Here is an 11,070-nt window from a genome sequence, read left to right as displayed (position 1 = left end):
CGGTCGCATCCTGCAACGCCGCCTGCACTTCCATCATCGTGTTGATCTCATCGAGCGCTTCGTCGAAGTCCTCGATGTCCACGACGAAACAACGATCGCAGCGCGATAGCGCTTCCCCCTCGGGACTCGCGCGACCGACGCCTTCGGCCAGCTTTCGCGCCTGCGCCGCGACCGAATCGCCCGCGAGCAAGCGCACCGCGAAACGCGGCAGGTCCTCGCCGGACAGCCGCAGGATCTCGCCGTCACGCGCCACTTCGACACCGATCTCGCCCAAGGCGTCTTCGCCCTCGCTCAGACGGAAGGCGGGGTCGCTGAAGTAAATCGCGAAGTGCTGCGCGCTCATGGTCGATCCTTCGATTCGATGGGTGGGTGGCGACTCGTAACGGCGTGCAACGATCAGGCGGCGATGAAATACCACGCCACTACCGCGACGATCGCGATCAGCGCGGCAATCGCAAACAATTTGCCGTTGTTGTCGCCGCTGCGCACCGTGTCGCCACCGGTCGCGCCGACGCCGCGACGCTTGCGCGAGAGTTCGTAAGCGACGATGGCGGTCATTGCATCGCGTGGCGAATGGCCGTGCATGACTTGCAGCAACTGCGAAGCGCGCTCACGATGGCCGCCGAGGATCAACGCCACCACTTCGGCCGGCAGATTCGCCGCGGCGCCATAGCGGCCAGCGCCCGCGCCGTCAGCCACGTCGGGCGCATGCCCTTCGCTGTAGGCATCGACCCGCTGCATCGCCGAACGCAGGTCCAGCCCGTAGGCTTCGCGCACGATCTTGATCGCCAGGATCCGGTCGCCCGCGGCGATGGCCTGCCGCGCGGCCTGGGGAAAATCGCCGACCTGTCCCGCCCCGGACGGCGGCTTCGCCGCGGCGTTCCCGGCGCTCGACGCGACCGCCGCCGACGGCCCATTGCGCTGGTACGCCTCCACCGCGTCCTTGGCCGCGCGCAGCCCCAGACCGGGATTGCTGTCGAGCACCAGCTTGATCGCCTCGATCTTGCGATTGCCGGCAAGCAAGGTCGCCACCTGCGGCGGAATGAACGGCGTTGCGGGATTTGACATGAGGGCCGACCTGGGTGCGAACTGCGCCCAGCCTAACAGCCGCGCGCCGCGCCGCCGTTCAGCGCGACGACCACGCCAGTTTCGCGCCGAAACCCAGCATCATCGCGCCGATCACCCCGTCGAGCGTGCGCGCCACCCGCGTGCTGCGCACCGCGCCGGCCATGCGCGACGCGCCGATCACCAGCAGGCTCAGCCACACGGTGCCGATCACGTAGTGCATCGCGATCATCGCGATCGACTGCATCGCCATGTCCGGGCCGGGCGCGAGGAATTGCGGCAGGAACGCCAAGTAGAAGATCGCGATCTTGGGATTGAGCGCGTTGGTCAGCACGCCTTGCGCATAGCTGCGCCACAGCGACGGCCGCGCCGAGGATTCGATCGCGGCGGCCGGATCGGCCTCGACGCGCGCGGCGAACGCCGAACGCAGCGCCTTGACCCCGAGCCAGGCCAGATAGCCGGCGCCGAGCATCTTGATCGTCCAGAACGCGCGTTCGGAATACATCAGCAACCGCGCCACGCCGAACGCGAACAAGGCGACATGGAACAGGCCGCCGGTGAGGATGCCGGCGACCGTCGCCAGGCCGCGACGCACGCCGCCGCTGAGCGCATTGCCGATCACCAGGAAGGTGTCCGGCCCGGGCGCGAGCGTGACCATCAACGCCGCGAACGCGAACGCCAGCCATTGGGTTTCCATCGAATGCCCCTGCGGTCAGTGATAGCCGACGGCCCGAATGCCGCCCGGATCGCATCTTGCAGCAAAAGCCCCGACGCGAGAACGCGCCGAATCGGGCGGAACGACCGGCGGCGAGCGGCCGTGACCGCATAACGAAAAACGCCGGCGCGAGGCCGGCGTTTCCTGTTCCACGAAGCAGACGCTTCGATGAAGTCAGCAGTTCGAACGACCCCGACTCAGGCGGCCGGCTTCCACTCGCCCAGCGCGGCCTGGCCGTTGGCCTTGGCGCGCTCGTACACCGTCTGCTGGGCCTTGGCCAGATTCGCGACCAGATCCTGCGACCACAGCTTCAGCGCCGCCGACTGCATGGCGCGGCCGTAGGAGAACGACAGCGGCCACGGGTTCGGACCCATCTGGTTCATCGCGTTGAGGTGCGCGGTCGCGGCCTCGTCGGACTGGCCGCCGGACAGGAACACGATGCCCGGCAGGGTCGCCGGCACGGTCGACTTCAGGCACTGCAAGGTGGCCGCGGCGACTTCCTCGACGCCGACCTGATCGGGGCAGGTGCTGCCCGGCAGGACCATCGACGCCTTCAGGATCGTGCCCTCGAGCACCACGCTGTGCTCGTACAGCGAACCGAACAGCGAACGCAGGGTGACTTCGGTGACTTCGAAGCAGGTGTCGATGTCGTGGCTGCCGTCCATGATCACTTCCGGCTCGACCATCGGCACCAGGCCCTGCTCCTGGCACAGCGCCGCGTAGCGCGCGAGCGCGTGGCTGTTGGCCTCGATGCAGGTGCCCGACGGGATGTCTTCACTGATGTTGATGACCGCGCGCCACTTGGCGAAGCGGGCGCCGAGCTTGTAGTACTCCTCCAGGCGCGCGCGCAGGCCGTCGAGGCCCTCGGTCACCACTTCGCCCGGGAACCCAGCCAGCGGCGCCGGGCCCTTGTCGACCTTGATGCCCGGGATGATGCCGTGTTCGGCCATGTGCTTGGCGAACGGCACGCCGGCCTTGGTCGACTGGCGCAGGGTTTCGTCGTACAGGATCGCGCCGGAGATGTAGTCGCTCAGCTTCGGCGTGGTCAGCAACAGCTCGCGGTAGGCGCGGCGATTCTCTTCCGTGTTCTCGATACCGACGCCGGCGAAGCGCTTGGCGATGGTGGCGGTCGACTCGTCGATCGCGATGATGCCCTTGCCCGGGGCGACCATGGCCAGGGCGGTTTCGGCAAGCTGTTCGATGCTCATGGAGATCCTGCGGCAGCGGTGGGAAGCCCGCGATTATAGCCGTTGACGGTGAACCTTGCCCCTGAGCCGGGCCTGTCGAATCAGGCACTTGCGCTCAGTTTGGACGGTAACCGTTTTCAGCGCGAAGGCCGACACCGATGTCACGGCCCCGGCCCGATTACGCCGAATGCAGCATTGCGCCCTGTAGGAGCGGCGCAAGCCGCGACCGCGTCACCTCGCATACGACGCACTATCGAAGCCGCCGCGACGGCTGCTGTCACCGTGCATTGAGTGCCATGCAAGAACGAAATTGTGTGGCGCGCGGACCACAGAGTCCCCATCGACAACTCACGTTGGCAACCGCTCGCGCCGAACGTCGATTGCACACGTCATCGTCAAGCCCTAGCCTGCGCATCCGCATTCACCGCAAAGGACAGCGATCATGCCGCAACACGTTCACCGGTCGACCACGAATCTCCGCCAGCACCGCCACCGCATCGTGCTGGCCGCGGCGCTGATGCTGACCGCGACCGCCTCCGCCCACGCCGCCGCGATCGACGACGAATACCAAGCCGCCGTCGCCTCATGCAAGGCCGCGCCCAAGACCGGCACGCGCTACGTCTCGGTCACCGCGGCGCTGATGCGGCCGGTGCCGCGCAGCGAGGCGGGCTTGGTCAGCCGCGTGCCGATCGCCACGGCGGTGGAGATCGAATGCGAACTCAACGGCTGGGTGCGCGGGCATACCGACGGCGATTCGCCGTCGGTGGGCTGGATTCGCGCCGACCTGCTGCAGGCCAAGGCGCCGACGGCGGAATCGATCGCTTCGGGCTACGCGGCGGCCGCGCCGGATCAGCGCAAGACCTGGGCCGAACGCGCGGTGGCCTTGTCGCCGTATCAGGCGCGCAGCCATCAGATGCTGATCGACGCGCTGCAGGCCGCCGGCGACGGCGAAGGCGCGCGCCAGGCCGGTCTGGTCCGCGACCAGTTGCTCAACCCCAAGGCCGAGCGCCTGAGCGGCGAGCCGAAGCTTTTGTTCGCGGTGGATCGCGGCTGGGCGGTCGCGCTCGCGCGGGTCGAGGACGGCGGCCGGTATCTGGAAACCGATCCGCAGGCGGAGGCGAGCTATTACCCGGTCCGGCGCGGCCTGCATTTCTATCGCCGCGGCGGCGCCGACGGCGTGGTGCAGGTGCTGGAACCGCGCGAAAGCGCGGGTGTGGGCCTGGAAGCGCAGGTGCGGCTCGCGCCGATGACCGCGCGCAGCGACGAGGTCGCCGGGCTGGCGACCAACTTCGCCGCGACCGCGCAGGCCGCGCGCGCCGATGCCGCGGTCTCGGCGAGCGCGCGCAAGGCCATCGAGAGCGAACTGCGCTCGGCGCTGCAGCGCGAGAAGATCGATCGCGGCCAGATCGACAAGGCGCTCAAGGCGCGTCCTGGCGCCGAGCAGCGCGGCGGCGTGCAGATTCATGCCTTCGATGCCGGCAAGCTCGGCACCGTGCAGGTCGCGAGCCTGGTCTGGGATTTGCCGCCCAAGAGCGAAAACGCCATTGAAACGAGCGTCGATGCGGTGCTGATCCTGGAATCCGACGGCAAGGGCGGCTACAAGACCGCCGGCCGGCTGGTCCAGGTGACCGGCGGCGATGTCGTGGAAACCCATCGCTACTTCGATCGCCTGGACCTCGACGGTGACGGCGAGCCGGAACTGATTTTCCAGTTGGGCCAGTACGAAGGCGTGGAATACCAGATCTGGACGCGCAAGTCGGGCCAGTGGAAGCCGGTATTCAAGGGCGGCTACGTCGGGGCGTGATGCCCCGCCGTACCGATACCGCGAGATTTACGCTGCGCATGGGAGGTCGACGACCTCCCATGCATCGACCGGGCGCGATGCCGCCGGTTTACAACTCGCCCAGACCCTCGGCGCTGCCGCCCTCGCCCACCTGCAGCAGACGCAGGGTATTGGTCGCGCCGTGCTGCTCCATGGTGTCGCCGCTGGTGAAGATCACCCGCTCGCCCTGGGCCAGCTTGCCGCAATCGAACAACTGCTTGACCACGTTGCGCGCGGCGTCGCGCGAGGCCTGACCGCGGCTGTCGAAATCGATCGGGTAGACATCGCGCATCATCGCCATGCGCCGGCGCGCGCCGTCGTGACGCGAGAACGCATAGATCGGCGCGTTGGAACGGAACCGCGACAGGAACCGGGCGGTACCGCCGGACTCGGTCATGGCCACGATCGCGCGCACGCCGATGTGTTCGGACAGGAACATCGCCGCCATCGCGATCGCCTGGTCGGCGCGTTCGAGGTTGCGCGGCGCGGCTTCGAAATCGGTGTCGTGGTTGAACTGGCGCTCGGCGCCCAGGCAGATGCGCGCCATCGCCTCGACCGCCTTGATCGGATAGCGGCCGGCGGCCGATTCCTGCGACAGCATCACCGCGTCGGTGCCGTCGATCACCGCATTGGCGACGTCGAGCACTTCGGCGCGGGTCGGGATCGGGTTGTCGACCATCGACTGCATCATCTGCGTGGCGGTGATGACCACCCGGTTGCGCAGCAGCGATTCGCGGATGATCTTCTTCTGCAGGCCGGGCAATTCGGCATCGCCGATCTCCACGCCCAGATCGCCGCGCGCGACCATGACCACGTCGCTGGCCTCGACGATCTCGGACAGATTCTCGATCGCCTCGGCGCGCTCGATCTTCGACACCAGCGCGGCATCGCTGCCGGCGGCGCGGGCGATCCGGCGCGCTTCGTTCATGTCCTCGGCGTTGCGGCAGAACGATACCGCGATGAAATCGGCGTTCAATTCGGCCGCGACCAGGATCAGCTCCTTGTCGCGTTCGGTCAGCGCGCCCAGCGACAGACCGCCGCCGAGCTTGTTGAGCCCTTTGCGGTCGGACAAGGTGCCGTCGTTGAGCACGGTGGTGATGATGCGTTCGCCGTCGATCGCGCCGACCCGCAGTTGCAGCAGGCCGTCGTCGAGCAGCAGCACGTCGCCGGGGCTGACGTCGCCGGGCAGGCCGAGGTAGCTCACGCCGACTTCGCGCAGATTGCCCGGCGGCGGGTTTTCCGCGGCGATCAGGTCGAAGCGGTCGCCGGCCTTGAGCAAGACCTTGCCCTCGGCGAATCGTTCGATGCGAATCTTCGGACCGGGCAGGTCGGCGAGGATGCCGACCTCGACTCCGACCCGCAGCGCTGCTTCGCGCACCGCGTTGGCGCGCGCGATCTGCGAGGACGGATCGCCGTGGGAGAAATTGAGGCGGACCACATCGACGCCGGCCGTGAGCAAGGCATCGAGCACGCCCGGCGGATCGGTGGCCGGGCCGAGGGTGGCAAGGATCTTGGTGCGTCGTGGGGTGATGGACATGGCAGACTCTCTGGACTGTCGGCCAAGCTAGCACAGCTTGTGCGCGCTTCGAACCGCGCCGGCCGAGCACACGCCCCAGTACGTCGCCCGAGACTCTCATGACCGTGTCCCCCACCAGTGAAGCGATCGCGGCCAAGCTCGCCGCGCTCGAGGATTTCCCGCTGCTGCAAGGCCCGCGCGTGCGCCTGCGCGGGCCGCGCGACGACGATGCGCCGGCGTTGTTCGCCCTGTTCGGCGACGCGCAGGTAATGCGTTACTGGAGCCGCCCGCCGATGCGCGACGTGACCGAGGCGCAGGCGCTGATCGCCGACATCCACAAGTCGATGCAGGAACGCCGGTTGATCAATTGGGTCATCGCCGACGACGGCGACGCGCTGATCGGCAGTTGCACCCTGTTCGCCTTCAGCGCCGCTCATCGCCGCGCCGAGCTCGGTTATGCGCTGCATCCGGCCCAGTGGGGCCGCGGGATCGCGCGCGAAGCCGCCACCCTGGCGCTGAACTGGGCTTTCGATTACCTCGGACTGCATCGTTGCGATGCGGGCATCGATCCGGACAACCAGGCGTCGCGCGCGCTGCTGCATCGCCTGGGGTTCGTGACCGAGGGTCGGCAGCGGGAAAGTTTCTTCGTCGGCGATCGGGTCACCGACAGCGAGTTGCTGGGGTTGCTCGCAAGCGATTGGCGTAGCGCGCGGTGAGGCGGGCCGCGGTCGCGCATCGGGACATGCGCGAAATAATGCAGTGAGGCCGTAGTCGCAGGTTCGCGGTCGCTGCGTTGTGGCGTTCGCTANAAAGCCGCGACCGCGACACCGCAACAACGTCGCGACCGGCTCGCCGCATCGAATCCACGGACTCGACGCGACGAGATCAAATCAGATCAATCGCAAATCCAGGTGCGCTTTTCGAACACCTCCGTGTGTTCGCCCCACGAGAGGTACTGCCCGCCGCAATTCGCGGTGGCGCCGCCGACCACTTCGCCGGCCGAATCGAAATAGGTGATCGAATATCCCTGCCACGGCGGCGCGGCGCTGGCGCTGCCGATCGTCGCGGCGGCGGCGAGAACCGCGGTCAAGCTTGCGATGGCGATATAACGCATGGCGTGTCTCTCCTGTAAGCGAAGGAATACAGCCGAAGAATTCGTCGATGATCGCGCTGGCCGGCATCGATGCGGCAACGACGGCACACGCATTAAAACGAAAAGCTCCGGAGCGAACGGAGCTTTTCGAACGGCGCGCATCAGGCGAAATCATCGCATCGGACACGATGTGAATCGCGCCGGACGGATCATTGTTGCCGATGCGCGCCGCGCTTCGCTCGCGGCCTCGTCGCGACCGCGGGCGAAGACGGGAAGACCGAGTGGCCGGATCAGCTCTCGGACTGACAACCCTGCACGAAACGCTTGTTGGTGTTGGTGTGGGTGGTGTTGCCCCAACGCCCGTCGGCCGCGCCGCAGCCCGCGGTCCACTTGCCGATCTGCGCGCCTTCAGCGTTGTAGTAGTACCAAGTGCCCTGCCAGTTGGCCATGGCGCTGAACGACATGCCGCCGGCCAACGCTACGGCCAATACAGCGGAAAACAATCCGATACGACGCATGCGATATCTCTCCCGAGTGTGCGGCACCCATTCGCCGCTCGCGCACCGTATCCCAGACTTGTCATGCGCAGGCATGAAATGCGCGTTAAGCACTGTCACGACTTTGTGTATTCGTGATTGAGTTGGCTTTTGGCTTTTTTGGACTGGACGATTCCGCAGCTTAATCGCGCGGCGGCCATGCTATCGGCGAGTGCGCCGACCGAGCCGGCAACGGCCGCCGGACGCGATGCGCCGGCGGCCGTGCCCGGTGTCGCGGCCGATTACAGGCAGACGGTCGGCGAATCGGTATAGCGGTCGGTGCGCACGCCCCATTGCGAGAAATGCACGTTGTCGCAATCGTTGACCCAGCGACCGACCAGGTGACCCTGGCTGTCGAAGAAATCGCGCTGATACCCCGGCGCCAGCGGCGGATAGCTGGGAACCGACACGACGCTGGTCGAAGCGAGCGCGATCATCAGGCCCAACAAGCTGATCTTTAACAGACGGCTCATGCATGACTCCATGTGTGAACGCGGCCTCCTTGGCCGCGTGCGGACACTAGCGCAGCCTGCGCGCGTCCCGGACGCCAGACGACCAGGGAAACCCGAGTCCGTGACGAATATCGCGGATTGGACTCCGCGGCGCGCTATCTGCACGCATGACCGAGCGTCGCGGCAGGACGGCGGCGAATGCGGCGAAGGGCGCCCGAGAGCGCCCTTCGTATCGACACCCCGGCTTCCAGCCGCGGGAGCCTTCAAGCCGCGAGCAATACCGGCAACTGCGACGGCGCCGCGGCGAGCCGGTGCGCGCCGGCTTCGCGCAATTCGTCTTCGCTGCCGAAGCCCCACAACACGCCGATATTGCGCATGCCGTGCTGGACCGCGCCTTCGATGTCCATGCGCCGGTCGCCGATCATCAGGCACTGCGCCGCATCCAACTGCAAACGGCGCATCGCCTCTTCGATCAGGTCGACCTTGTGGGTCAAGCGACCGTCGTCGGTCGAGCCGATCACGTCCTCGAAGCGATCGCCGAACGGCAGATGGGCGAGAATCTTGCGCGCATTGTTTTCGTTCTTCGCGGTCACCACCGCCAGCCGGTGGCCGGCGGCGTGAACCGCGTCGAGCATATGCGCGACGCCATCGTAGACATGATGCTCGGTCCAGCCTTCGCGGCTGTAGCGTTCCAGGTAGAACGCCACCGCCTGTTCGATCTTCGCCTCGTCGCCGAGCAGCGGCTGGAAACTGGTGCGCAGCGCCGGACCGATCCAGCCGCGCAGCGCGTCGGCGTCCGGCACCGGATGATCCAGTCGTTCCAGCGCATAGGCGATGGAACGGGTGATGCCGATGGACGAATCGATCAAGGTGCCGTCGAGATCGAAGAACAGCATGGTCTTCACCGTCACGGCTCAGCCCGCGCGCTGCTTGAGCGCGGCCACGGCCGGCAGTTCCTTGCCCTCGAGAAATTCGAGGAAGGCGCCGCCGCCGGTGGAGATGTAGCTGACCTCATCGGCGATGTCGTACTTGTCGACCGCGGCCAGGGTATCGCCGCCGCCGGCGATCGAGAACGCCTTGGACGCGGCGATCGCGCGCGCCAGCGTTTCGGTGCCCTTGCCGAACGCATCGAATTCGAACACGCCGACCGGGCCGTTCCAGACCACGGTGCCCGCGCTCTTGATCAATTCGGCGTAACGCGCGGCGGTGTCCGGACCGATGTCGAGGATCATGTCGTCGGCGCCGACCGCATCGACCGCCTTGACCGTGGCCGGCGCATCGGCGGCGAACGCCGGCGCGACCACCACGTCGGTGGGCACCGGAATATCCGCGCCACGCGCCTTGGCGTCGGCCATGATCTTTTTCGCGGTGTCGATCAGATCGGTTTCGACCAGCGACTTGCCCACCCTAAAGCCCATCGCGGCGATGAAGGTATTGGCGATGCCGCCGCCGACGATCAGCTGATCGACCTTGCTGACCAAGGACGCCAACAATTCCAGCTTGGTCGAAACCTTGGAGCCGGCGACGATCGCGAGCAACGGCCGCGCCGGGTTGTCCAGCGCCTTGGCCAGCGCATCGAGTTCGGCCATCAACAGCGGGCCGCCGGCGGCGACCTTGGCCTGACGGATCACGCCGTGGGTGGACGCCTGCGCGCGGTGCGCGGTGCCGAACGCGTCCATGACGAATACATCGCACAACGCGGCGTACTGCTTCGACAGCGCCTCGTCGTCCTTGCCTTCGCCGACATTCATGCGGCAATTCTCCAGCAGCACCAGCTGACCGGGCCGCACCTCGACGCCGTCGACCCAATCCTTGACCAGCGGCACCTCGATGCCGAGCAATTCGGACAGACGCTTGGCGACCGGCGCCAGCGAATCGGCCTCGCTCCATTGACCTTCCTTCGGCCGGCCGAGGTGCGAGGTGACCATGACCGCGGCGCCTTTCTCCAGCGCGAGCTTGAGGGTCGGCAGCGCGGCGGTGATGCGCTGCTCGGAGGTGATGCGGCCGTCGTCGATGGGGACGTTGAGATCTTCGCGGATCAGCACGCGTTTGCCGGCGAGATCGAGATCGGTCATGCGGACGATGGACACGGGGACTCCTGGGTTTAGGGGAACGGGGGCGGCGCGGGTTCGGCTGGGCGGACCGGCGGGTCGGGGTGGGTATTGTCGCGGCGTGGGAGGTTGAAATAAACCTCGGGGCTGAATGGCGGTCCTGACTGGACCGACTGGGTTGGTGGTTGGGTGCCAGATCGGGCATTTGAGTTGACGGATCGCCTGCCCGCTCAAAGCTTGGCTCTTTCCTTCGTCTCGTCTGGCCTTCGCCTCACCTACGCCTTCGCCTCCGCCTTCGCCTTCGCCTTCGCCTTTGCCTTTGCCTTTGCCTTTGCCGTCGATCTTGAGCTTTGGCTTCGGTTGGGCTTTGGCCCGGCGCGGCCTGTAACTCGCGATGCAATAGCAGGCCCGAAGGGCGACGCGCATGGATGCGCGTCGTAGGCCACCCAGGACATGGATGTCCTGTGTGGCCTACCCCCGCGTATGCACCGCACTTGCGGGCTCTTGATTCGAAACAGGAACGCCTTTTTCTTTGGTTACTTTTGACCGAAGGGAATCCAGGCGGACTTTTGTGGCTTTGGACAAAAGAAAGTTACCCGCCGCTTTAGTGGCGGAAGCTTTTGATCCTGCTGG

The 11,070-nt window shown here is 66.7% G+C and carries 13 protein-coding genes; 3 read left to right on the top strand and 10 right to left on the bottom strand.

The window, feature by feature from the left end; translation table 11 throughout:
• From ASD86_RS27660 to ASD86_RS04405, 4 genes are all read right to left on the bottom strand, one after another.
• On the bottom strand, positions 1–343 hold a 343-nt coding region (locus tag ASD86_RS27660; RefSeq protein WP_235567665.1), incomplete at its 3' end, for a hypothetical protein.
• Positions 344–396: 53 nt separating this feature from the next.
• Entirely contained in the window at positions 397–1,068 is a 672-nt protein-coding gene (locus ASD86_RS04415) for a hypothetical protein (protein ID WP_056107393.1), read from the bottom strand.
• Positions 1,069–1,126: 58 nt separating this feature from the next.
• On the bottom strand, positions 1,127–1,762 hold the full coding sequence (locus ASD86_RS04410) for a LysE family translocator (RefSeq protein WP_056107390.1): 636 nt from the start codon (positions 1,760–1,762) through the stop codon (positions 1,127–1,129).
• A 215-nt stretch (positions 1,763–1,977) separates the two neighbouring features.
• Complete coding sequence (locus tag ASD86_RS04405; protein WP_056107388.1) at positions 1,978–2,988, bottom strand: class I fructose-bisphosphate aldolase; 1,011 nt, start codon at positions 2,986–2,988, stop codon at positions 1,978–1,980.
• 421 nt (positions 2,989–3,409) lie between these two features.
• Here ASD86_RS04405 and ASD86_RS04400 point away from each other — a divergent pair, with 421 nt between their 5' ends.
• A complete protein-coding gene (locus ASD86_RS04400; RefSeq protein WP_056107384.1) occupies positions 3,410–4,771 on the top strand; it encodes a hypothetical protein in 1,362 nt (453 codons plus the stop codon).
• Between the two features lie 88 nt (positions 4,772–4,859).
• Here ASD86_RS04400 and pyk read toward each other — a convergent pair whose 3' ends face one another.
• Positions 4,860–6,326: a pyruvate kinase gene (gene pyk, locus ASD86_RS04395; RefSeq protein WP_036106700.1), complete on the bottom strand. Its 1,467-nt coding sequence runs from the start codon at positions 6,324–6,326 to the stop codon at positions 4,860–4,862.
• A 98-nt stretch (positions 6,327–6,424) separates the two neighbouring features.
• On the opposite strand from pyk, the gene ASD86_RS04390 reads away from it, so the two are divergent.
• A complete protein-coding gene (locus tag ASD86_RS04390; protein ID WP_056107381.1) occupies positions 6,425–7,021 on the top strand; it encodes a GNAT family N-acetyltransferase in 597 nt (198 codons plus the stop codon).
• Positions 7,022–7,200: 179 nt separating this feature from the next.
• On the opposite strand, the gene ASD86_RS04385 is transcribed toward ASD86_RS04390, so the two are convergent.
• Complete coding sequence (locus ASD86_RS04385) at positions 7,201–7,419, bottom strand: DUF6289 family protein (RefSeq protein WP_056107378.1); 219 nt, start codon at positions 7,417–7,419, stop codon at positions 7,201–7,203.
• Positions 7,420–7,466: 47 nt separating this feature from the next.
• Here ASD86_RS04385 and ASD86_RS28155 point away from each other — a divergent pair, with 47 nt between their 5' ends.
• The gene (locus ASD86_RS28155; RefSeq protein ID WP_255357253.1) at positions 7,467–7,592 is read left to right on the top strand and encodes a hypothetical protein; all 126 of its coding nucleotides are present in this window, start codon (positions 7,467–7,469) and stop codon (positions 7,590–7,592) included.
• Positions 7,593–7,688: 96 nt separating this feature from the next.
• Here ASD86_RS28155 and ASD86_RS04380 read toward each other — a convergent pair whose 3' ends face one another.
• The 4 genes from ASD86_RS04380 to ASD86_RS04365 all read right to left on the bottom strand — a co-directional run bounded on the left by ASD86_RS04380 (position 7,689) and on the right by ASD86_RS04365 (position 10,476).
• Positions 7,689–7,916 carry a DUF6289 family protein gene (locus ASD86_RS04380; RefSeq protein ID WP_157476131.1) on the bottom strand — a complete coding sequence of 76 codons (228 nt, stop codon included), beginning with the start codon at positions 7,914–7,916 and terminating at the stop codon, positions 7,689–7,691.
• A 260-nt stretch (positions 7,917–8,176) separates the two neighbouring features.
• Positions 8,177–8,407, bottom strand: a complete 231-nt coding sequence (locus ASD86_RS04375) for a DUF6289 family protein (protein WP_056107369.1) — start codon at positions 8,405–8,407, stop codon at positions 8,177–8,179.
• 242 nt (positions 8,408–8,649) lie between these two features.
• Entirely contained in the window at positions 8,650–9,282 is a 633-nt protein-coding gene (locus tag ASD86_RS04370) for an HAD hydrolase-like protein (protein ID WP_056107633.1), read from the bottom strand.
• Between the two features lie 18 nt (positions 9,283–9,300).
• The gene (locus tag ASD86_RS04365; RefSeq protein WP_056107367.1) at positions 9,301–10,476 is read right to left on the bottom strand and encodes a phosphoglycerate kinase; all 1,176 of its coding nucleotides are present in this window, start codon (positions 10,474–10,476) and stop codon (positions 9,301–9,303) included.
• Between the last annotated feature and the right edge of the window lie 594 nt (positions 10,477–11,070).

Source organism: Lysobacter sp. Root690 (genome assembly GCF_001427785.1).
In the GTDB taxonomy this organism is placed as follows: Bacteria; Pseudomonadota; Gammaproteobacteria; order Xanthomonadales; family Xanthomonadaceae; genus Lysobacter.
The sequence above is the reverse complement of the archived record's forward strand: the minus strand, read 5'-3'. Positions and strand labels throughout refer to the sequence as shown.

What these genes read in the sequence shown, in the direction of transcription:
- ASD86_RS04370 (WP_056107633.1), bottom strand. Translation starts at nt 9,282, where the DNA reads ATGCTGTTCTTCGATCTCGACGGCACCTTGATCGATTCGTCCATCGGC.
- ASD86_RS28155 (WP_255357253.1), top strand. Translation starts at nt 7,467, where the DNA reads ATGATCGCGCTGGCCGGCATCGATGCGGCAACGACGGCACACGCATTA.
- ASD86_RS04410 (WP_056107390.1), bottom strand. Translation starts at nt 1,762, where the DNA reads ATGGAAACCCAATGGCTGGCGTTCGCGTTCGCGGCGTTGATGGTCACG.
- pyk (WP_036106700.1), bottom strand. Translation starts at nt 6,326, where the DNA reads ATGTCCATCACCCCACGACGCACCAAGATCCTTGCCACCCTCGGCCCG.
- ASD86_RS04400 (WP_056107384.1), top strand. Translation starts at nt 3,410, where the DNA reads ATGCCGCAACACGTTCACCGGTCGACCACGAATCTCCGCCAGCACCGC.
- ASD86_RS04405 (WP_056107388.1), bottom strand. Translation starts at nt 2,988, where the DNA reads ATGAGCATCGAACAGCTTGCCGAAACCGCCCTGGCCATGGTCGCCCCG.
- ASD86_RS04375 (WP_056107369.1), bottom strand. Translation starts at nt 8,407, where the DNA reads ATGAGCCGTCTGTTAAAGATCAGCTTGTTGGGCCTGATGATCGCGCTC.
- ASD86_RS04380 (WP_157476131.1), bottom strand. Translation starts at nt 7,916, where the DNA reads ATGCGTCGTATCGGATTGTTTTCCGCTGTATTGGCCGTAGCGTTGGCC.
- ASD86_RS04390 (WP_056107381.1), top strand. Translation starts at nt 6,425, where the DNA reads ATGACCGTGTCCCCCACCAGTGAAGCGATCGCGGCCAAGCTCGCCGCG.
- ASD86_RS04385 (WP_056107378.1), bottom strand. Translation starts at nt 7,419, where the DNA reads ATGCGTTATATCGCCATCGCAAGCTTGACCGCGGTTCTCGCCGCCGCC.
- ASD86_RS04415 (WP_056107393.1), bottom strand. Translation starts at nt 1,068, where the DNA reads ATGTCAAATCCCGCAACGCCGTTCATTCCGCCGCAGGTGGCGACCTTG.